Source organism: Amycolatopsis sp. NPDC004747, assembly GCF_053601335.1.
The window spans coordinates 43,644-63,944 of the sequence record NZ_JBSGBQ010000044.1 but is presented as its reverse complement, the minus strand read 5'-3'; the positions used below and the strand labels follow the sequence as shown (position 1 = coordinate 63,944).

The window sequence follows — 20,301 nt, the reverse complement described above, 5'->3', positions numbered from 1 at the left end:
CAGCGGATACCCCGCTGCGCCCCGCTCAACCACGGGCGTTTGCCGTGGTGATCGCCGGGTAAGCCGGGGCGACGCGGTTGTCCCGCCGGCGATCGCGCCGGGACCGCGGCGAGTGGAGGAGACCCAGATGACCACATCGGCGGAACCCGTCCGCCCGGGCCCCTTGGCCGCCCGGTCCGTCGTCCACCGGCCCGTGCCGCCCCCGCCGCGGATGCTGCGGCTGCCCGGCGTCTACCGTCCGCAGGAAGACACCGCCCTGCTCGCTTCGGCGATCGCCGAGCTGACCATCCCGGTGGGGGCGCACGCCCTGGACCTGTGCACCGGAACCGGCGCGCAGGCGATCACGCTGGCCCAGCGCGGCGCGGGAACCGTGGTCGCGATGGACCTCTCGCGCCGGGCGCTGGCCTCGGCCCGGCTCAACGCGCTGGTCCGGCAACTCGCCGTGCGCCCGTGCCGGGGCGGCCTCGGCAGGGCGCTGCGCGAAGGCCCCTTCGACGTCGTCGTCGCGAATCCGCCGTACGTGCCGTCCCCGGCGCCGGCGGTCCGGTCCACCCGGGGCTGGGACGCCGGCCCGGACGGCCGGGCGCTGCTCGACCCGCTGTGCGCCGCCGCGGGCACGCTGCTGCGTCCGGGTGGGACGATGCTGCTCGTGCAATCGGTACTGTCCGATGTGGACAAGTCGGCGGAGGTGCTGGCCGCGCAGGGGTTGCGTGCTTCGGTGGTCCGGCGTGCCCGGATCCCGTTCGGGCCGGTCCTGTCCGGACGGACGGAGTTCCTCGAGGCGGCCGGCCTGATCGAGCCGGGCGAGCGGGTGGAAGAGCTGGTGGTGCTCCGTGCCGACCGCTGAGCGGGAGCCCCGCCGCGTGACCGTCGTCCCGGGCGGTCCCGTCCTGGTGGAAGGGCCGGTCGAGCTGTGCACCGCCGAGGGCGAGCTCGTGCGGTCCGACCGGTTCCTGGTCGCGGTGTGCGCGTGCCGGCGGAGCAAGCGGTTCCCGTTCTGCGACACCAGCCACCGCAAACGCGTCCGCACGCAGGCGAACGACTGACGAAGACGGCCTCCCGGCGCGAAAGCCGGGAGGCCGTCCGGTCTCAGGTCCGCAGCGAGGACTTCCCGGCCTTCCAGTGGCTCAGCAGCCGCTCGCCGAACCGGCCTTCGAGGAACTCCGTCGCCTGGATGCCGAACACGACGTCCGCGGCCAGCTCGGGCTCCTGCTCCAGCAGGTCGCCGAGCACGTCGTGGCGCATCACCTGTTCGTGGACCGCGTCCGCTTCGATGTGCTCGGTGTAGAAGAACCGGCACGCTTCCGGCGCGTCGAGGCGCCGCAGGGCCTGGTCCATCCGCTGCGCGGACGGTCCCGTGGTGATCTCCGCCGCCGCGAAGTGCCCGCACAGCGCGCCCCGCAGGGACCGGTGCAGGCCGAACAGCGACATCATGTTGACCACCGCCAGCATCGCGCCGGGGACCTGGTCGATGAGCTCCAGGTAGCCGTCGGGCAGGCCGGCCGCGCGCAGCAGGTCGGCGTAGAGGCGGGCGTGCACGAGCTCCGCGCGGCCGCCGCCAAACTCGTCGAACTCCACCGCCACCAGCGCGGCCTTGGCGCGGCCGCGCAGGCGCGGGATCACCCACGCGTGCGGGTCGGCTTCCTTGTGGTGGTAGATCGAGCGGTGCGTGAAGTACTCCCGCACCTGCGTCCAGTCGCCGTGGTCGCGGAGGAAGTGGGACACGCCTTCGACGTCGATCGGCTCGACCAGCAGGGCGTCGAGCTCGGCCCGGACGTCTTCGCCACCCGGCACGTTGTCGCGCAGCGCGGCGAGGAACCGGGCCTCCAGCGCGCCGCGCAGGCGCAGCAGCACCGGGTCCCACTCCCAGTCGGGGGACACCCCGGGCAGGCCCTGGTAGTGCAGCTCGTAGCACAGGTGCAGGGCCAGGTGGAGGTCTTCGCCGAGCGGGTCGGTGTCGGCGAGGCCGTCGAAGCCGAGATCCGCCTTGGGGTGCTCACGCAGCAGCGTGGACAGCACCGACGCCGAAAGCGGGCCGCGGGCGGTCGGCAGCGTGGCCGCCCGGGCAGTGCCGGAAGTCGTCATGGTCGGGGCTACCCCGTGAGCAGCGTTCCATGCGCCACCGGGACCGTCGCGGCGGTGAGCCACCGCACCGCGGCCGCCGTCCCGCGACCGGCGATCGCGCGCTGGCGGGCGGCCCCGGTGCCCTCGGTCCGCACCGCGTCGAGGAGCTGCCGGGCTTCGGCGAGTTCACCGCTGTCTTCGAGGGGTGCCCGGACGTGCGTCAGGAGATCGTCGACGAGGGTCCACGCGGGCCGCCGGGTTTCCTCGGCCACGTCCACCAGCTGCCCGGACAGGCCGTGGCGCGCCGCGGCCCACACCGCCGCCGCAGCCACCTGAGGGGACAGGGGCGCGGCTTCGCGGCCTTCGGCGAGGTCGGCCAGTGCCCGCTGGACCAGCGCCCGGCTCAGCAGCGCCTGCAGCACGGCGTGGTCGACGGTCAGCGCGGTGTCGGCGACCCGGAACTCGACCGTCGGGAACCGGCCGGACGGGCGGGCCAGCCAGAACGTCTGGTCGGGGTCGACGAGCGCGCCGCAGCCGACCAGCGCTTCGACCGTCCGGCGGTACTCGGCGTGCCCGCGCAGGTGCGGCGCGACGCCGGAGCCGGGGAAGCGGGACTGCAGCACCATCCGCCAGCTGTCGCAACCGGTGTCCCGCCCGTGGTCGAACGGCGAGTTCGCGGACAGGGCGAGCAGCGTGGGCAGCCACCGGCCCAGGTGGTTGACGACGGCGACCGCGGTGTCGGGATCGGGCACCCCGACGTGGACGTGGCACCCGCAGGCCTCGTAGTCGGCGACGACCGCGCCGTAGGCGGCGTCGATCTCGGCGTACCGGCCGGTGCTCGCGGGCGGCTGCGCGGCCGGCCCGGGCCCGACGGGCGTGCCGGTGGCCAGGAGTGCGCAGTCCTCGGCCGCGGCGGCCCCGGCCAGCACCCGGCGCGCGGCGGTCAGCTGCTCGCGCAGCTCGGCGGCGGTGGTGCAGACACCGCTGGCGGCTTCGAGCTGCGTGAGCCGCAGTTCCCGGTGCACCTTGACGCCCTCGGGCAGCGGCCCGTGGTGGCGGTGGCGGGCCAGCACCGGTTCGGCGCACGGCGAGGCGTGCCCGGTGCGGGGATTCACGAGGAGGAACTCCTCTTCGACACCCATCGTGGGCGGGCCGTCGGACACGGGGCAGCCTCCTTCCGGACCGGCGGTGGTTACCCGCTCCCGCCGCGGAAATGCGCCTCGACCCGGGGCTTGTTTCGCTTTTCGTGCGCCGCGGGTACTTCGCGTGCATGACAACTCACCAGCGGCTGCGGGTGGTCGGCGCTTCCCCGCCGCACCACCTGCCTTCGCCCCGCGCCCCGTCCGACGCCGATCCGGGGAGCCGAATCCGGTGGAAGACCCCCGACGCGGTGGTCGTCGAGGTCACCGGCGAAGTCGACCTGAGCACGGTGGCGGGGCTGGCGGCGGTGTTGGACGAGCACGTCCGCGCCCGCCCGGGAGTACTGAGGGTGGACCTCGGCCAGGTCGGCTTCCTCGGCGCGGCGGGCATCCGCGTGCTGCTGCGCACCCACCGGCACGCCGAGTCCGTGGGCGTCCACCTGGTGATCGACCCGGGTGGGTCGCGTGCCGCGGTGCGGGCTCTGGAACTGCTGGACCGCCTTCCGGGTTGGGGCGTCACTTCTTGATGGACATCCATGAGGCCACCTCGGCCAGCGCGTCGAGGGTTTCGCCGTCGAAGTGACCGGCGGCGTTGTCGGCTTCGGCGACGACCATTCCGTAGCCTTCCGGCCGGGAGGCGTAGTGCAGTCCGGTCACCTTCACCCCGGCCACTCCGAGCACCAGTGCGACGTCCAATGGCCGCACATCTCCGCTGCCCTGCACCCGCTCGACCTTTTCGAACGCGGCCGCCTGTTTCTTGCTGCGGAATCCGACGCGCACGACCGAAACGACCGCGGCGTTGCCGTGACCGTCACCGACCGCCAGCAGCATGCGATGCAGGGACGAGCACGGCGTTTTCACCAGGAACTCGCGTACTTTGTCCGTGGCGGCCGCGACGCACTCGGCCGCGTGCTCGAGGTCGTGAACTTCTCGCCGCAGCTGCTTGACCTTCAACTTGCTCCAGGCCTCATCCGGCTTGCCTTTCTTCGCCGACTCGCGGCCTTCGGCCCGACGGGTCTTGATCGACCGTCCCGGGAGCGAGTCGACGACGTCACCGGCGGCATTGCCGGCGAAAGCCTCGGACGCCGCTGTTCCTCCGCCGAGGCCGCCACCACCCGCGAAGGCGCCGGCCGCCCCCACACCGGCGACACCGCCACCGGCGAGGACGGCCGCGGCCGCGACCGCCACCAAAGGGCCCGGACCGCCCTTGCCGTCCTCGATGTAGATCCGATTCCCGTTTTTGGTGATCCAGCGACCCACGTGTGCGTTTCCCCTCGCAGCTGTTCTGCGCGCCTCGCGGACGCGCCGGGTGACTGGGCATTTACGCACTGAGCGCGTATTCGGTTGCCTGCCATCCGAGTGAATCAACGTGGGAGGAATGGGAATCGAGGGCCCACTGTCTGGCTGTAGCGCCGGGCGCTCAGCCGTCCACAACGGCTATGGCCGCTGTCTAACCGCCCGTGAGCAGGTCGACGACGTCCTCGGCGCGCTGCCGCTCCGCGAACCGCCGCCGCTGGTGGTCCGCGCCGCCGCCCTCGGTTGCCAGCCGGTCCGTGCGGTCGCGGGCGAACTCCAGATCCCCTGCCGCCTCCAGAGCCGGTGCCGTCAGCGCGATCAGGTCGTCGAGCACCGTCTTCGTCGGCTCCAGGCCGCCGCTCTTCGGGTGGGGGCAGCAGCCCGTCACCCCTTCGCGCGACGCCCGCCACAGCTGGGCGCGCAGCACCTCGTTCGACAGGTGCGGCGCGGGGCCGTCGTCGGCCAAGGCCGTGGCCACCAGGCCGCGGGCCAGCACGCCCAGCAGCACCGCGTCCTCCGGGGTGGCCGCGACGTCGGCGATGCGGAACTCCAGCGTCGGCTGCTTGTCCGACAGCCGGACGTCCCAGTAGATCATTCCGCGGTCGAGGATCGAGCCCGCGCGCAGCCAGCCGTCGACGATGCTTTCGTACTCGTCCAGCGAGGCGAACCGCGGCGGCGGGCCTGCCGACGGCCAGCGGCTCCACTGCTGGTAGCGCCAGCTGCAGTAACCGGTGTCGTAGCCGTCGGAGATCGCCGAGTTCGCGGTCACCGTCAGCAGGGCGGGCAGCCACGGCCGGATCCGGTTCAGCACCTGGACGCCGGCTTCCTTGTCCGGGATCGCGACGTGCACGTGGCAGCCGCAGGTGAGCGAGGTCCGCGCGGTCGCGCCGAAGTGCTCGGCCATCCGCTCGTAGCGCGGGTTCGGCGTGATGACCGGCGGGTCCGCTTCGAACAGCAGCGGGGACGCGGCGGGCAGCACGCGGTAGCCGCGCCGGCGGGCGGCCGAGGCGAGGTCTTCGCGCAGCGCGCGCAGCTGCCGCAGGGCTTCGGGGTGGGTCCGGCAGACGTCGGTGGCCGCTTCGGCCTGGGAGCGGGTCAGTTCGTGCTGGAGCTCGCCCTGGTCGTCGCCGGCGGCTTCGGCCGCGTCGACGACGTCGTCGCCGGCGTGGGACAGGTGGCCACGGCGGTCGACGACGAAGAACTCCTCTTCGATGCCGAACGTCAGCACATCGCCCGTGGGTTGGTTCACCGAGGTTCTCCTGGGGGTCGGGGGACCGCATGAATACCCGGCGGGCAGTTCGGGCAAACCGCGTTTTCCCGGGCGGCGAACGGGTATTCGGCCCGGCATGTCGACCGACGCGATCGTGCTGCTCAAGAACGACCACAAGACCGTGGAGAAGCTCTTCAAGCAATTCGAGAAGGCGGGGGAGGACGCGTACGACGAGAAGCGCCGGATCGCGGACTCGATCATCGAAGAGCTGACCGTCCACGCCTACATCGAGGAGGAGATCTTCTACCCCGCGGCGCGGGAAGCCGTGCCGGAGACCAAGGACCACGTGCTGGAAAGCGTGGAGGAGCACCACGTCGTGGTGTGGATGCTCTCGGAGCTGCTCGGCATGGACCCGAAGGACGAGACCTTCGACGCCAAGGTCACCGTGCTCACCGAGAACGTCCGCCACCACGTCGAGGAAGAAGAGGACGAGTGGTTCCCCGAGGTCCGCTCGGCGATGGGCCGCAAGCAGCTGCAGGAGCTGGGACAGCGGATGATCGACGCCCGCTCCGACGCCCCCAAGAACCCCCTCGAACTCAAGAGCGCCAAGGCCTGACCCCGAGGGCGGCACCTTGCCGGGAAGGTGCCGCCCTCGCCGTCACTGCTTGGCGACGACCCGGATGGACTCCAGCTCCGAGTCGGCCGGATCGGGCAGCTGCATGCCGGCGCCGAGCCCGCTGCGCAGGTAGTCGAGCATCGGCCGGGTGAGCACCTCGCCGGGCAGCACACCGGGCGCCCCCGGCGGGTACGGCGTGATCATCTCGGCCGCGATCCGGCCGGCCGCTTCCGCCACCGGCACCTGCTCGGCTTCGCCGAAGAAGGCGTCGCGTGGCAGCATCGCCGTCTCCAGTTCCATCTCCCGCGGCGAGGGCAGGTCCACCTTCGGCGGCCGCTCGAACGCCGGTGCGGCCTTCAGCAACGCGTCGAGCGCGGTGACCAGGGTGCCCGCCGTCCTGTCGTCGTCGGAGTGGTTGAACTGGGCCACGATCCGGCGGTGGTCGGACAGGCCGACGGTGACGCGCTGGTGCTCGCGCAGCCAGTCGGCCGCCTGGTAGCCGCTGATGCCCAGCGGCTCGAGGTCGAGGACGACCTTGAGCGGGTCGACCGAGTCGGCCAGGTCGGGGCCGAGGAACTCGTCGTGCAGCACGGTGAAGCCCAGTTCGCCCAGCCGGCCGCGCACCGAGCGCACGAGGGTCAAAGCGCTGTCCAGCAGTTCCTTGCCGTGTTCGGCCATCTGCCGCCGCCAGCCGTCGAGGGCCGCGTAGACCAGCGAACTCGGGCTGGTCGTGCCGAGCAGGTCTTCACGCGCCTTCAGGACGTTCGGGTCGACGCGGTCGCCCTGCAGGTGGAACACCGAGCTCTGCTCGACCGCGGCGCCCATCTTGTGCACGCTCGTGACGCACACATCGGCGCCCGCGTCCATCCCCCACGGCGGCAGCCCGTCGTGGAACGGCAGGTGCGCACCCCACGCCTCGTCGACGATCAGCGGCAGGTCGTGCTCGTGGCACCACTCGGCGATCGCGCGGAGGTCGCCGCACGTGCCGTAGTCGGTGGGGGTCACCACGAGGGCGCCCTTGACGTCGGGATCGCGCTCGTAGGCCTCGGCGAACTCCCGCACCCCCGGCGGGTGGCTCAGGTGCCGCTCGCCGTCCCAGTGCGGGCGCACCCACACCGGCCGGACGCCGCTGACGATCAGCCCGGAGATCACCGACTTGTGGACGTGCCGCGGCACCAGCAGCTTCTCGTGCGGGCCGGCGACGGCGAGCATCGCGCTCTTGACCGAAAGGGAGCTGCCGCACGTCGAGAAGAACGTGTGCTCGGCGCCGACCGCGTCGGCCATCAGCTGCTGCGCCTCTTCGAGCACGCCGTGGCGCATCAGCCGGTCGTCGAGACCGTTGAGCGCGATGACGTCGGACTTGAACACGTCGATGCCGACGACGTCGAGCACCCGCCGGTCGACGCCGCGGCCCTGCTTGTGGCCGGGCGCGTTGAACGGAACGTAACCGGCGCTGTGGTAGTCGCGCAGCGCCTCGAGCACCGGTGCCTTGCTGTGGTCCATTCCGCCGGAGTAGCCGGACGTGCTTCGCGCGAAACACCCGGTGGCGTGGCCGTGCGTGGTTGGGGTATTCCGGAGGGCATGGAGTGGCACGAAGAGCTGCACGAGCGGGCCGACGAGCGGATCGAGCACTTGGACGAGCGGCTGTGGGCCGTCGCCACCGCGCTGCACGAACGGCCGGAACTGTCCTATGAGGAGCACGCCGCCGCCGAACGGCTCACCGGCGAACTGGCCGCGGACGGCTTCGAGGTGGAAGCCGGGATCGCCGGGCTCCCCACGGCGTTCGTCGCACGCGCCGGCGAAGGGCGTCCGTGCGTCGCGCTGCTGCTGGAGTACGACGCCCTGCCCGGTCTCGGGCACGCCTGCGGGCACAACCTGATCGCCGCGGCCGGGCTGGGAGCCGCGCTGGCCGCCAAGGACGTCCTGGGGGACACACCCGGCTCGCTGCTCGCGGTGGGCACGCCGGCCGAAGAACGCGGTGGCGGCAAGGTCGCCATGGCCGAGGCGGGCGTGTTCGACGACGTCGACGCGGCCCTGATGGTCCACCCCGGCGTCCACTCGTGGTCGTGGGCGCCGCTGACCGCCCAGGTCGAGCTGAAGGTGACCTTCCACGGCCGGGCCGCCCACCCGACCGGCGACCCGGAGCACGGCATCGACGCCCTCGCCGCGCTGATCCAGGCGTTCGGGGCGATCTCGGCCCTGCGCCAGCGGCTGCCCGCCGGGTCACACGTCCAGGGGATCGTCACCCACGGCGGCGAGGCGACGAACATCGTCCCCGACCGGGCCGAAGGCCGGTTCGGCCTGCGCGCCGTGACGACCGACGTCCTCGACCGGCTGGTCGAGGACGTGACGACGTGCGCGGAAGGCGCGGCGCTGGCGACCGGGGCGAAGGTCGACGTCGAACGCCTCGGCCGCGGGTACGCGCACTTCCGCGACAACCCGGTGCTCTCGGAGCGGTTCACCGAGCACCTGGCGGCGTGCGGGATCCACGCCACCCCGCCGTCGCCGGGCGTCTTCCTCGGCTCCTCGGACATCGGCGACGTCAGCGTCCGCGTCCCGGCGATCCACCCGTTCGTGGCGATCACGGCGGAGGAGATGTCGGACCACACCCCGGAGTTCGCCGAGGCGGCGGCAAGCCCGCGCGGCCGGGCGGCGATGCTGGCCTCGGCGTCGGCGCTGGCGCGCACGGTGGTCGACCTGCGGACGCACCCGGCGCTGGTCAGCCGGGCGTGGGACTGCTTCCGGGACCTGGCGCGGAACGGGCGGTGACCGGGCGCCGCCGCAGCAGGCGCTCCACGTGGTTCATCGCCTCGACGCCTTCCGGGATGGCCTGCATCAGCCAGTTGTGGAACATGCCGGGGTATTCGCGGTAGTCCAGCTCGACGTCCGCCTTCCGGGCGCGCTCGGCGAACCGGCGGGCGTCCGGGAGCAGCACGTCCCGCGTCCCGATGAACAGCGTGATCGGGGCCAGCCCGGTCAGGTCGGCGTGGATCGGGCTGACCAGCGGGTCGCGCGGGTCGGTGCCCTCGGCGTACATCCGGCCGGCGTCGCGCAGCCCGGCGATGCCGAGCATCGGGTCGGTCTCGTCGAGCAGCTCCGAGACCGGGTCTTCGAGCAGGACGTCCAGCCACGGCGAGTACAGGACCAGCCGTTCGGGCTGCGGCCGCCCGGCCGCGCGCAGGTTCTGCGCGATCGCCAGGGCCAGCGCGCCGCCCGCGGAGTCGCCGGTCACCACGACCCGCTCCGCCTCGACCTCGTCGTAGGCCGCCTGGACCATCGGGATGGTGGCGGTGTGGTCGTGGTGGGGGACCAGCGGGTACACCGGCAGCGTGACCGCGCAGCCGAGGCGGGCGACCAGGTCGGCGGCGTAGCGCCAGTGGTGCTTTTCGACTTGTTCGACGAACCCGCCGCCGTGCAGGTGGACGACGTGCAGGTCGCCCGCCTGCCGGGAGCGCGGGCGGAAGGTGAAGCAGGGGAAGCCGCGCACGTCGTGGCGTTCGACGTCGACCCGCCGCCGGAGCTTGCGCGGCGGCCGCGCCATCGACGGCTTCTGGTGCCGGGGCAGCCGGTGGTGCAACGCCGAGGCGTTGTCGTAGAAACGTTTCTGGCCCGACGCCCGCAGCAACGCCATCCTGACCTTCGCCTGCACGCTGACCACAACACACTCCTTCCCGTCCGCACCCGGTTACCCGGGCACGGACGGGGCCTAACTAGGCGACGGAGGTGTAGTGCGAGGCGTCACCTTCGAGCGACTCGCCGGCCCGCCCGTCGATGCCCACCGGGATGTCGCCGGCCACCGTGACGCGGTTGAGCCGCCGCGGCAGGCCGTCGTAGTTGTCGATCGCGTAGTGCTGGGTGATCCGGTTGTCGAACAGCACCAGCTGGTCCGGCTCCCACGCCACCCGCACGACGTTCTCCGGCCGCGTCACGTAGGACTGCAGCAGCCGCAGCAGGTCCCGGGACTCGTGCACCGAGAGCCCTTCGATCCGCTGCGCGAACCCGCCGATGAACAGGCCGCGCTCGCCGGTCACCGGGTGCACCCGCACCACCGGGTGCACGGTCCGGTACTTCCGCGAGACGAACTGCGCCCGGCGCGCCTTCTCGTCTTCGTCCACCGTCTCCGGCGGCTGGACGTAGTCGTAGTCGTTGGTGTGCACCGCCCGCAGCGTGTCGGCGAAGGCGCGCAGCGGTTCCGGCAGGTCCCGGTAGGCCGCGGCGGCGTTCGCGATCAGCGTCTCGCCGCCGTAGGGCGGCACCACCAGGCTGCGCAGGGTGCTGGCCTTCGGCGGGTTGAGCACGAACGTGACGTCGGTGTGCCAGTGGTTGGCGCGGCCCCGCTCGCTGTCGACGGGCAGGATCGTCGGCGCGCCCTCGACGGCGGGCACCGTCGGGTGTGCCTTGGTGAGCTCGCCGAACCGCGCCGCGAACCGCTGCTGGCCCTCGTTGTCGAGCCGGACGTTCCGGAACACCAGGGCCTTGTGCTCGTGCAGCGCGTCGGTCAGGAACGCCACCTGCGCGGCGTCGAGGTCGCCGGACGGGTCGAAGCCGACGATCTCGGCGCCGATCCTCCCGGTCAGCTTGCGGACGTCGGTGCCGATGGTGGTCATGCGGGCTCCTTCACTCGGTTGCGGTTGACAGGCCGCGCGAGGCCGTAGTGCTCGCGCAGCGTGGTGCCGGAGTACTCGGTGCGGAACAGGCCGCGCCGCTGCAGTTCCGGGACGACGAGGTCGACGAAGTCGTCGAGCCCGCCGGGCAGGGTGGGCGGCATGACGTTGAAGCCGTCGGCGGCGCCGCCGCGGAACCACGCCTCCAGCTCGTCGGCGACCTGGACCGGCGTGCCGGCGAAGACGCGGTGCCCGCGCCCGCCGGCCAGCCGTTCGAGCAGCTGCCGGATGGTGAGGTCCTCGCGCCGGGCCAGGCCGACGACCAGGTCGAACCGGCTCTGGCCGCCCTCGGTGAAGCTGCCGACGTCGGGCAGCGGCCCGTCCAGCGGGTAGCCGGTGACGTCGTGGTCGAGCATCTTCGACAGCTGCCGCAGCCCGTAGTCCGGGATGATCAGCGCGTTCAGCTCGGCTTCGCGCGCCCGGGCTTCGGCTTCGGTGCGGCCGAGGATGGGGGAGATGCCCGGCAGGATCTTGATCTCGTCCGGCGTCCGGCCGTACTTGGCGAGCCGCCCCTTGACGTCGTCGTAGAACGCCTTGCCTTCGGGATAAGTCTGCTGCGCGGTGAACACGGCTTCGGCGTGCCGGGCCGCGTACTCCTTGCCGGTCTCCGACGAACCGGCCTGCACCAGCAGCGGGTACCCCTGGGGCGGGCGTTCGATGTTGAGCGGCCCCTGCACCTGGAAGTGCGGCCCGTCGTGGGCGATCGCGCGGATCCGGCCGGTGTCGGCGTAGACCCCGCCCGGCCGGTCGACGACCGCGGCGCCGTCGTCCCAGCTGTCCCACAGCTTCTTGACGACCTCGACGAACTCCTCGGCCCGGTCGTAGCGCGCGTCGTGCGACGGGCGCTTGGCCAGGTTGAAGTTGCGGGCTTCGTCGATGCCCGCCGAGGTGACGATGTTCCAGCCCGCGCGGCCGCCGGAAAGGTGGTCGAGCGAGGCGAACTTCCGCGCCAGGTGGTAGGGCTCGTTGTAGGTCGTCGACGCTGTGGCGATCAGTCCGATGTGGACCGTCGACGCGGCGAGTGCCGAGAGCAGCGTCAGTGGTTCGAAGTGGCTGTGGGAGTTGTGTTTGACGTTGCCCCACAGCGCGACGCCGTCGGCGAGGAAGATCGAGTCGAGCTTCCCGCGCTCGGCGGTCCGCGCGATGTCGGCGTAGTGCTGCAGCGTCCGCGCCCGGTGCGGGTCGGTCGAGGGGTGCCGCCACGCGGCTTCGTGGTGGCCGTTCGGCATCACGAACGCGTTGAGGTGCATCATGGCTTCTCCTTGGGGCGCCAGGTGGAAAACCGCCGTTCGAGCGCGACGAAGCCGGCGTTGACGAGCACGCCGAGCAGCGAGACCGCGATGATCCCGGCGTACATCTGCTGGATCTGGAAGTTCACCTGGCTCGTGTTGATCAGGTAGCCGAGCCCGGCCTTCGCGCCGACCATCTCCGCGGCGACCAGCACCAGGATCGAATAGGACGCCGCCATCCGGATGCCGGTGAACACCGTCGGCACCGCCGAGGGCAGGATCACCTTCCGGAACAGCCGCGGGCTGGACAGCCCGAGCGAGCGGGCCGCCTTGACCAGCAGCGGGTCGACCGTGTTGACCCCGGCGATCGTGTTGAGCAGCACCGGCCACACGCAGGCGTACACCACGAGACTGACCTTCGACAGCTCGCCGATGCCCAGCAGCAGCGTGAACACCGGCAGCAGCGCCAGCGCGGCGGTGTTGCGGGCCAGCTCCAGCAGCGGCTGCAGGAACCGCGCCACCGGCCGGTACCAGCCGATCAGCAGCCCGAGCGGGACCGCGGCGGCCACGGCCACGGCGAACCCGGCGGCGGACCGCCCGACGCTGGCCAGCAGGTGGTCGGCGAGCTCGCCGTCGAGGGCGAGGTTCACCAGGGCCTGCAGGTCCTCCGACAGCGGCGGCAGGAACGTCCGAGTGCTCTCGTCGAGGACGAACCGGGGGACGAACTCCCAGAGCAGCACGAACAGGACGACCGCGGCGGAGGCGTGCACCGCCCGGGTGAGCCCCTTCCGGAGCCGGCGCGGTTTCGGCGGCGGGTCCACCGGTCCGGTGTGGACGGCCGGGGCCTCCAGGGTGGTGGTCATCGGGCCGCGCTCCGTTCGTGTTCGGCCGCCTTGCGGACCTCGTCGTGCAGCAGTTCCCAGAGCCGGTGGCGCTGCCGCCCGAACTCGGCGCCCGAGCGCACGTCCCCGGTGCGGTCGCCGAGGTCGACGTCCACCACGGCCTTGAGCCGCCCGGGCCGCGAGGTCAGCACCGCGACCTGCTGTCCCAGGTAGACGGCTTCGTCGATGCCGTGGGTGATGAAGACGATCGTCTTGCCGGTGCGGCGCCAGATCCGCAGCAGTTCTTCCTGCAGCTGCTCACGGGTTTGCGCGTCGAGCGCGGCGAACGGCTCGTCCATCAGCAGCACGGCCGGGTCGTAGGCGAGGCTGCGGGCGATCGCGACCCGCTGCTTCATCCCGCCCGACAGCTCGTGCGGGTAGCGGTCCTCGAAGCCGGACAGCCCGACCAGCGCGAGGTACTCGCGGGCCCGCTCGGCCCGCTGCCGCTTCCCGAGCGGCCCGCCTTCGAGTCCGAACTCGACGTTGGCGCGCGCGGTGCGCCACGGGAACAGCGCGTACTGCTGGAAGACGACCCCGCGGTCGAGGCCCGGGCCGCGCACCGGCTCGCCGTCGATGAGCACTTCACCCGACGTCGGGGTGGCGAGCCCGCCCAGCAGGTCGAGCAGCGTCGACTTGCCCGAGCCGCTGGGGCCGACCAGGGACAGGAAGGTGCCGTCGGCGATGTCGAGGGAGACGTCGTCGAGCGCCGTGAGCGCGCCGAAGGTCTTGGTCACCGAGCGGATGCTGATCACTTGGCCACCGCCGGGGCACCGTCGCGGTAGGGGTTGAACTCGTTGGTGTAGAGCTTCGCCGTGTCGATCTTGTCGTGCTTGAGGTAGCCCTCCTGCTTCAGCCACGGCTCCCACCGCGTGTAGTCCGCGTCGGAGATGAGGCCGCCGCGGGTGATGCCGACGCTCTTCCAGTACTTCAGCGTGTCGGTGCTTTCGTTGCGGCCGCGCGCTTTGATGATCTTCGTGAAGCGCGCGATCACCTCCTCGCGCGGGGTGGTGCGTTCCCACTCGATCGCCCGGGCCACGGCCGAGACGAAGATCTTCGCCGTCTCCGGGTACTTCTTGATGAAGTCGGTGCGCAGCACGTACGGGCCGCCGTTGTAGGGCCCGAACGCGCCGACGTCGGTGAACAGCGGGCGCACACCGCCGGCCGCGACGGCGTGGTCCTGCAGGATGCCCTGCAGCGCGGCGACGTCGAGCTGGCCGTTGCGCAGCGCCTGCTCGGCGTTCACCGGCGGGATGACGACGAGCTGCACCTGCTTGATCTCGGCGTCGGAGAGGCCCTGTCCCTTGAGCCAGGTGTCGAGCGCGGCCTCGAGGTTCGCCCCGGCGGTGTTGACGCCGACCTTCTTGCCGATCAGGTCACGCGCGGTCCGGATCAGGCTGTCCTCTTTGGCGTAGAAGCCGATGAACGCCTTGTCGTCGGAGCCGTAGTAGTTGACGACCGCCTTGACCGGCGCCCCGGCTTCGACGAGCTTGACGACCGCGCCGGTGAAGGCGCCGCCGAAGTCGGTCTGGTCGGTGGCCGCCGACTGGATGTCCTGGGGGCCGCTGATGGTGTTGCCGACCCACTTCAGCTTGACCGGGCCGAAGTAGCCCAGGTCTTCGGCGAGTTCGGGCAGGGTGACGGCGTTCGCGCTGCCTTGGTAGCGCAGCTCCAGCTTCTCCGGTTGCCCGGGCGCACCGGTGGCCGTCGCCGAAGCGCAGCCGGCCAGCAGCATCACGGCGGCGGCGAACAGGGGCAGGGTTTTCTTCACGGTGGTTTCGTCCGTTCCGGGAGTCGGTGGGGATGGCAGCAATTGTTGGCGGCATCCCGGCGGACGGTCAATTTTGCGAGTTCGTGAAATAACTCCGGCGGTTCACGAAGCGCGGGACCACTGTGTCGGAAGCGGACCGAGCGGGTCGTCGTAGAGCACGTCCAGGAGCACCGCGCCGCCGGCCGTGGCCAGCTCGGTGCCCGGGAAGCTCGTGCCCACAACGGTTTCCGCCGGATCTGGGCAGCGGGACCGGGCGCCGACCTCGTCCCGGATGATGGGAAGGCAGCTCGGCACGTGGGCTACACTCCGGTCGACCACCACGAGCACGGCGGGATTGAGCACGTCGAGCAGCAATGCCGCCGCCTGGCCGATCAGCCGGGCGCGTTCGTGGAACATCCGCAGTGCGGTGGAATCGCCTTCGGTGGCGAGCGCGAGCAATTCCGGAAAGACCGGCCGCTCGAGCAAACCGATTTCCGCGGCTTTGCGGGCGAGGGTCGCTTCCGAAACGGCGGCTTCGAGACATCCGGTGCGCCCGCACCGGCACGGCTCGCTGCTGTCGTCGACGCGCAGGTGCGCGACGGCGCCCGCGGCCGAGCGCGGCCCGTGGTGCACGGTCGCCCCGGTGGCGAACGCGGCGTCGACCACGTTGCCGGTGAACAGCTGCACGACGCTGTCCCGGGCCCGCGGATCCCCGAAGAGCCGTTCGGCGTGGACCAGCGCCCGTGCGTGGCCGTCGACCTCCACGGGCAGCCCGGTGCTGCCGGCCAGCAGCTCGCGGACCGGCACGTTCCGCCAGCCCAGCAGCGGGTGGTCGACGACGGTGCCGGACTCCCGGTCGACCCACCCGCCGGTGGCGACGCCGAGCCCGAGCGGCTCGCGGTCGGGGGCGTGGCCGAGCAGGAGGTCGTCGAAGATCTCGGCGGCGCGGGCGAGCAGGTCGTCGGCGGCCAGGCCGTCGTGGGGTTCTTCGTGCTGGACGAGGACGTTGCCGCGCAGGTCGAGCAGCGCGACGGTGGCGTGGTGCACGGCCAGGTGCAGCGCGCCGGCGACGTGCCGCCCGGTGTCGAGGTCGACCGGAACGTGCGGCCGTCCGACGTTCCTGCGCGGTTCGGCTTCGTCCAGCTCCCGCAGCAGCCCGCGCCGCAGCAGTTCGGCGACATGCCCACTGACGGCAGCGGCGGACAACCCGGTGCGGCGCGCGATGGTGCTGCGCGCGATCGGGCCGCCGTCGAGCACCGCCCGCAGGACCGTGCTCGCACTGGCACTGCGCCGGGCGCCGCGCGCGTCCGTCCTCTGTGGACTTTCCGCCCGGCTGGTCATCGCCCGATCGTGGCAGATGAAGCGGCACCCGCCCAGCGTGCCCAGGATGCGGGCTTGACGCATACCCATATGGGAATATGATGAGTCGCGTGGCACGAGCAGCGACGACGGCCGACACCTTCAACGCGGTCGCCGAACCCCGGCGGCGGCAGATCCTCGACCTCCTCATGGCGGGCGAGCGGTCGGTCGGCGACCTCGTCGACCTGCTCGGCCTCGCCCAGCCGCAGGTGTCGAAGCACCTGCGCGTCCTGCGCGAAGTCGGCGCGGTGGACGTGCGCGGCGACGGCCGCCAACGGCTCTACCGGCTCAACGGCGCCGCGCTCAAGCCCATCCACGACTGGGTCAAGCGCTACGAACGGACGTGGGCGGCGCGGTTCGACCTGATGGACGACGTCCTCGAGGAACTCAAGGAACAGGAGCAGTGACGTGGAGATCACCACCCCCGGCGACGACCGGATCCTCATCACCCACGAGTTCGACGCACCGAAGCACCTGGTCTACCGCGTGTGGACCACCCCGGAACTGGTGAGCCGCTGGTGGAGCGGCCACCGCGGGACCACCACCGAGGTCGAGCTGGACCTGCGGCCCGGCGGCCGCTGGCGGTACGTGCTGAAGACGGACGACGGCGCCGAGGTCGGTTTCCACGGCGAGTACCGCGAGATCGTGCCGGACGAGCGGATCGTCTACACCGAAGTGTACGAACTGCCCGGCGTCGACTCGGACGACGTGGACGGCCCGCTCATCACCGTCACCTTCACCGCGCTCGACGGCGACCGCACGCGCCTGGAACTGCTCACCGTGACCGGCAGCCGGGAACTGCGCGACACGGTCCTGCAGTCCGGCATGGAGGTCGGCGCGCAGGGGCAGATGGAGATCATTCAGGAGCTGGCGGATTCCCTGCGTTAGCCGCGCGCAGGAACCGCTCACCCGTCTTCACCAGTGCCTCGGCGAGTTCCGGCGCGTCGAGCACCTCGAAGTCCACGTCGAGCAGGCCCAGGTACAGCGCGAGCATCTGCGCGTGGTCCGACCCGAGCTCGGCGAGGCAGCGGTCCGGGCCCTCGGGCGTGAGGCCGACCGCGATCGGTAGCCGGGCCCGGACGTACTCGGCCGAGGCGTGCAGCCGCACCCGGGCGTGGAACCGCCAGGTCGCGGTGCCGACGCTGCGCTGGACGAACTGCGCCACGTCGCCTTCCGGTGGCTCGCGCGGGGTGAACCGCGGGCCGTTCGGCACCTTCGGCGTCATCCTGTCGACGCGGAAGGTGCGCCAGTCGTCGCGGGCGGTGTCCCAGGCGACCAGGTACCAGCGGCGCCCCCAGCTGACCAGCCGGTGCGGCTCCACCTCGCGGCGGCTCGGCGTGCGCTGGTGGCTCGTGTAGTCGAAGCGCAGCCGCTCGTTCGCGCGGATCACCGCCGCGATGGCGGTCAGCACGTCGGCGTCGACGGCGGGGCCGGTGCCGGGCACCGCGACCGTCGCGGTCTGCAGGGCCCGCACCCGGTGCCGCAGCCGCGACGGCAGCACCTGCTCCAGCTTGGCCAGCGCGCGCACCGACGTCTCGCCGATGCCGGCCACGCCCGTCGCGGTCCGCAACCCGACCGCGACGGCCACGGCTTCGTCGTCGTCCAGCAGCAGCGGCGGGAGCTGCGCGCCCGCGCCGAGCCGGTAACCGCCCTGGACACCGGGGGCGGCTTCGACCGGGTACCCGAGTTCCCGCAGCTTGCCGATGTCGCTGCGGACGGTGCGCGCGGTGACGCCGAGCCGGTCGGCCAGGTCGGCGCCGGTCCAGTCGCGCCGCGTCTCGAGCAGCGACAGCAGCCGGAGGAGGCGGGCGGAGGTCTGCAACATTCTTCGAGGATCGCACGAATCGCGGAAGAAAGCCTTCCGCAATGGTTCCTAACGTGCTGCTCATGACGAACGAAATCCGCCCCTTCCGCATCGACGTCCCGCAGGCCGAGCTGGACGACCTGCACCGCCGCCTGGCCTCGGCCCGGTTCGCCGACCCCGTGCCCGGCGACGAGGCCGACTGGTCCCGCGGCATCCCGCCCTCCGCGGTCCGGGCGCTGGCCGAGTACTGGCGCGACGGCTTCGACTGGCGCGCCCAGGAAGCGGCGATCAACGCGTTCCCGCAGTTCACGACCGAGATCGACGGCCAGACCATCCACTTCCTGCACGTCCGGTCGACCCGGGCCGACGCCGTGCCGCTGCTGCTCACCCACGGCTACCCGAGCTCGATCGCCGAGTTCCTCGACGTCATCGGCCCGCTGACCGAGCCGGGCCCGGACGCCTTCCACGTCGTCGTCCCGTCGGTGCCCGGGTTCGGGTTCTCGACGCCGCTGAGCGGCCCCGGCTGGGAGCTGGCCCGCACGACCGACGCGTTCGCCGAGCTGATGACCCGGCTGGGCTACGACCGCTTCGCCGCCCAGGGCGGGGACATCGGCGCGGGCGTCACCGGACGGCTCGCCGCGCTGTACCCGGACCGCGTGATCGGCACCCACGTCAACAGCGACCGCGGCACGATCGCCCTGGCCGGAGAGCAGCTTCCGCTGCCGGAGGGGCTGTCCGAGGCCGAACAGTCCGAACTGGACGCCGCCCGCGAGGCGTGGAAAGCCGGGCGCGGGTACCTCGACCTCCAGTCGCACAAGCCCGAGACGATCGCGGCCGCGCTCACCGACTCCCCGGTCGGGCAGCTGGCCTGGATCGCCGAGAAGTTCGAGGCGTGGACCGGTGGCGGTGCCGGTGGCGGCGTCGGCCGAGACCGGTTGCTGACGAACGTGAGCCTCTACTGGTTCACCCGCAGCGGCGCGAGCGCGGCCCGGTTCCTGTACGAGGCCGCCCACTCCGGGCACGGCTGGCTGGCGCCGTCGGACGTCCCGGCGGGCTGGGCGGTGTTCAACACGTCGCCGCTGGTGCGGCGGATCATGGACCCCGACGAGAAGATCGCGCACTGGTCGGACTTCGCCGAAGGCGGCCACTTCGCCGCGGTGGAGGAGCCCGAGCTGCTCGTCGCGGACATCCGGGCCTTCTTCCGCGGGCTGCGGCCGTGCACGTCCGCGCGCTGAACCGGGCGCTGCTCGCGCGGCAGCACCTGCTCGAGCGGACGTCGTCGCCGGCCGACGCGGTGCTCGGGCACCTCGTCGGGATGCAGGCGCAGGCGCCGCTCGCACCGTACGTCGGGTTGTGGACGCGGCTCGCCCGGTTCCGGCCGGACGAGCCGGCGGCCCTGCTCACCGGCCGCCGGGCCGTGCGCGGGCTGCTGATGCGGGGAACCGTCCACCTGGTGCTCGCCGAGGACGCGCGGGCGCTGCGGCCGCTGGTCCAGCCGGTCGTGGCGAACGGGTACACCGGCCACTTCGGCCGCCGGATCGGCGACGCCGACCTGGGCGCGGTGGCGCGGTTCGGGCGTGAGCTGCTCGACGAGCGCCCCCGCACCCGGCGGCAGGTGCAGGACGCGCTGGCCGTCCGGTGGCCGGAACACGACGCCGAAGCGCTGTCGTACGCGGTCGGCTGTCTGGTGCCGACCGCGCAGGTGACGCCCCGCGGCGTGTGGGGTTCGACCGGCCCGGCCACGCTGACGACGTTGGAGGGCTGGCTCGGCCGTCCGCTGGAGCGCCGTCCTTCGCTCGAGAACGTGGTGCGGCGGTACCTGCGCGCGTTCGGCCCGGCCTCGGTGGCCGACGTCCAGGCGTGGTCGGGGCTGACGAAGCTGCGGGAGGTCGTCGCTTCGATGGGCCTGCGCACGTTCCGCGCGGAGTCCGGCCAGGTGCTCTACGACGTGGAAGACGGTGAGCTCCCGCACCCGGACACGCCGGCGCCGCCGCGGTTCCTGCCGGAGTACGACAACGTCCTGCTCGCCCACGCCGACCGGGCCCGGGTGCTCCCGCCCGGTCGGCGGGTCCCGCTGCCACCGGGCAACGGCGCTTCACGGGGGACGCTGCTGGTGGACGGGCGCTACCGCGCGGACTGGCGCCGGCACGCCGACGGCCTGGAGATCACCGCCCACGACCGGCTCTCGGCGCGGGAGCGCACGGAGATCACCGAGGAGGGCGGGCGGTTGCTGGAGTTCCTCGGCGCGGGGGAGCGATCCGTCCGGATCACCGGAAACTGAGCGACGGGGTG

22 protein-coding genes are annotated in these 20,301 nt (G+C 72.3%); 9 read left to right on the top strand and 13 right to left on the bottom strand.

Annotated elements, in window-relative coordinates; all coding sequences use genetic code 11:
- Positions 1–127 precede the first annotated feature (127 nt).
- Positions 128–847, top strand: coding sequence for a methyltransferase (locus ACWEGE_RS42290; RefSeq protein ID WP_449666130.1), 720 nt, complete (start codon positions 128–130; stop codon positions 845–847).
- Positions 834–1,046, top strand: a complete 213-nt coding sequence (locus ACWEGE_RS42285; protein WP_449666129.1) for a CDGSH iron-sulfur domain-containing protein — start codon at positions 834–836, stop codon at positions 1,044–1,046. The genes ACWEGE_RS42290 and ACWEGE_RS42285 overlap by 14 nt, the downstream gene beginning before the upstream one ends.
- A 43-nt stretch (positions 1,047–1,089) precedes the next feature.
- Here ACWEGE_RS42285 and ACWEGE_RS42280 read toward each other — a convergent pair whose 3' ends face one another.
- The gene (locus tag ACWEGE_RS42280; protein ID WP_449666128.1) at positions 1,090–2,085 is read right to left on the bottom strand and encodes an iron-containing redox enzyme family protein; all 996 of its coding nucleotides are present in this window, start codon (positions 2,083–2,085) and stop codon (positions 1,090–1,092) included.
- Between the two features lie 8 nt (positions 2,086–2,093).
- The gene (locus tag ACWEGE_RS42275; RefSeq protein WP_449666143.1) at positions 2,094–3,206 is read right to left on the bottom strand and encodes a carboxylate-amine ligase; all 1,113 of its coding nucleotides are present in this window, start codon (positions 3,204–3,206) and stop codon (positions 2,094–2,096) included.
- 128 nt (positions 3,207–3,334) lie between these two features.
- On the opposite strand from ACWEGE_RS42275, the gene ACWEGE_RS42270 reads away from it, so the two are divergent.
- Complete coding sequence (locus ACWEGE_RS42270) at positions 3,335–3,730, top strand: STAS domain-containing protein (RefSeq protein WP_449666127.1); 396 nt, start codon at positions 3,335–3,337, stop codon at positions 3,728–3,730.
- Here ACWEGE_RS42270 and ACWEGE_RS42265 read toward each other — a convergent pair.
- Together ACWEGE_RS42265 and ACWEGE_RS42260 are read right to left on the bottom strand one after the other, a co-directional pair.
- A complete protein-coding gene (locus tag ACWEGE_RS42265; RefSeq protein WP_449666126.1) occupies positions 3,720–4,463 on the bottom strand; it encodes a hypothetical protein in 744 nt (247 codons plus the stop codon). The two genes, ACWEGE_RS42270 and ACWEGE_RS42265, sit on opposite strands and share 11 nt — an antisense overlap.
- A 190-nt stretch (positions 4,464–4,653) precedes the next feature.
- On the bottom strand, positions 4,654–5,748 hold the full coding sequence (locus ACWEGE_RS42260) for a carboxylate-amine ligase (RefSeq protein ID WP_449666125.1): 1,095 nt from the start codon (positions 5,746–5,748) through the stop codon (positions 4,654–4,656).
- A gap of 97 nt (positions 5,749–5,845) precedes the next feature.
- On the opposite strand from ACWEGE_RS42260, the gene ACWEGE_RS42255 reads away from it, so the two are divergent.
- Positions 5,846–6,325 carry a hemerythrin domain-containing protein gene (locus ACWEGE_RS42255; protein ID WP_449666124.1) on the top strand — a complete coding sequence of 160 codons (480 nt, stop codon included), beginning with the start codon at positions 5,846–5,848 and terminating at the stop codon, positions 6,323–6,325.
- Positions 6,326–6,367: 42 nt separating this feature from the next.
- On the opposite strand, the gene ACWEGE_RS42250 is transcribed toward ACWEGE_RS42255, so the two are convergent.
- On the bottom strand, positions 6,368–7,828 hold the full coding sequence (locus tag ACWEGE_RS42250) for an aminotransferase class I/II-fold pyridoxal phosphate-dependent enzyme (protein WP_449666123.1): 1,461 nt from the start codon (positions 7,826–7,828) through the stop codon (positions 6,368–6,370).
- A gap of 78 nt (positions 7,829–7,906) precedes the next feature.
- Here ACWEGE_RS42250 and ACWEGE_RS42245 point away from each other — a divergent pair, with 78 nt between their 5' ends.
- The gene (locus ACWEGE_RS42245; RefSeq protein ID WP_449666122.1) at positions 7,907–9,094 is read left to right on the top strand and encodes an amidohydrolase; all 1,188 of its coding nucleotides are present in this window, start codon (positions 7,907–7,909) and stop codon (positions 9,092–9,094) included.
- Here the strand turns inward: ACWEGE_RS42245 and ACWEGE_RS42240 are convergent.
- The 7 genes from ACWEGE_RS42240 to ACWEGE_RS42210 all read right to left on the bottom strand — a co-directional run bounded on the left by ACWEGE_RS42240 (position 9,045) and on the right by ACWEGE_RS42210 (position 16,187).
- Positions 9,045–9,983 (bottom strand): alpha/beta hydrolase fold domain-containing protein, encoded by a 939-nt coding sequence (locus tag ACWEGE_RS42240; RefSeq protein WP_449666121.1) that lies wholly within the window; start codon positions 9,981–9,983, stop codon positions 9,045–9,047. The two genes, ACWEGE_RS42245 and ACWEGE_RS42240, sit on opposite strands and share 50 nt — an antisense overlap.
- Before the next feature lie 52 nt (positions 9,984–10,035).
- Positions 10,036–10,932: a TauD/TfdA dioxygenase family protein gene (locus ACWEGE_RS42235; protein WP_449666120.1), complete on the bottom strand. Its 897-nt coding sequence runs from the start codon at positions 10,930–10,932 to the stop codon at positions 10,036–10,038.
- Positions 10,929–12,242, bottom strand: coding sequence for an LLM class flavin-dependent oxidoreductase (locus ACWEGE_RS42230; protein ID WP_449666119.1), 1,314 nt, complete (start codon positions 12,240–12,242; stop codon positions 10,929–10,931). The genes ACWEGE_RS42235 and ACWEGE_RS42230 overlap by 4 nt, the downstream gene beginning before the upstream one ends.
- Positions 12,239–13,081: an ABC transporter permease gene (locus ACWEGE_RS42225; protein ID WP_449666118.1), complete on the bottom strand. Its 843-nt coding sequence runs from the start codon at positions 13,079–13,081 to the stop codon at positions 12,239–12,241. The genes ACWEGE_RS42230 and ACWEGE_RS42225 overlap by 4 nt, the downstream gene beginning before the upstream one ends.
- Complete coding sequence (locus ACWEGE_RS42220; RefSeq protein WP_449666117.1) at positions 13,078–13,851, bottom strand: ABC transporter ATP-binding protein; 774 nt, start codon at positions 13,849–13,851, stop codon at positions 13,078–13,080. Before ACWEGE_RS42220 ends, ACWEGE_RS42225 begins: the two co-directional genes overlap by 4 nt.
- Positions 13,848–14,867 carry an ABC transporter substrate-binding protein gene (locus ACWEGE_RS42215; RefSeq protein WP_449666116.1) on the bottom strand — a complete coding sequence of 340 codons (1,020 nt, stop codon included), beginning with the start codon at positions 14,865–14,867 and terminating at the stop codon, positions 13,848–13,850. Before ACWEGE_RS42215 ends, ACWEGE_RS42220 begins: the two co-directional genes overlap by 4 nt.
- Before the next feature lie 102 nt (positions 14,868–14,969).
- The gene (locus ACWEGE_RS42210) at positions 14,970–16,187 is read right to left on the bottom strand and encodes an ROK family protein (protein ID WP_449666142.1); all 1,218 of its coding nucleotides are present in this window, start codon (positions 16,185–16,187) and stop codon (positions 14,970–14,972) included.
- An 89-nt stretch (positions 16,188–16,276) separates the two neighbouring features.
- On the opposite strand from ACWEGE_RS42210, the gene ACWEGE_RS42205 reads away from it, so the two are divergent.
- Positions 16,277–16,612 carry an ArsR/SmtB family transcription factor gene (locus ACWEGE_RS42205; RefSeq protein WP_449666115.1) on the top strand — a complete coding sequence of 112 codons (336 nt, stop codon included), beginning with the start codon at positions 16,277–16,279 and terminating at the stop codon, positions 16,610–16,612.
- 1 nt (position 16,613) lies between these two features.
- Entirely contained in the window at positions 16,614–17,093 is a 480-nt protein-coding gene (locus ACWEGE_RS42200) for an SRPBCC family protein (protein WP_449666114.1), read from the top strand.
- Here ACWEGE_RS42200 and ACWEGE_RS42195 read toward each other — a convergent pair.
- Positions 17,062–18,030, bottom strand: a complete 969-nt coding sequence (locus ACWEGE_RS42195) for a helix-turn-helix transcriptional regulator (RefSeq protein WP_449666113.1) — start codon at positions 18,028–18,030, stop codon at positions 17,062–17,064. The genes ACWEGE_RS42200 and ACWEGE_RS42195 overlap by 32 nt on opposite strands.
- Before the next feature lie 62 nt (positions 18,031–18,092).
- Between ACWEGE_RS42195 and ACWEGE_RS42190 the strand changes: the two genes are divergently transcribed.
- Positions 18,093–19,244, top strand: a complete 1,152-nt coding sequence (locus ACWEGE_RS42190; RefSeq protein ID WP_449666112.1) for an epoxide hydrolase family protein — start codon at positions 18,093–18,095, stop codon at positions 19,242–19,244.
- Positions 19,226–20,290, top strand: coding sequence for a winged helix DNA-binding domain-containing protein (locus ACWEGE_RS42185; RefSeq protein ID WP_449666111.1), 1,065 nt, complete (start codon positions 19,226–19,228; stop codon positions 20,288–20,290). Before ACWEGE_RS42190 ends, ACWEGE_RS42185 begins: the two co-directional genes overlap by 19 nt.
- Positions 20,291–20,301 lie beyond the last annotated feature (11 nt).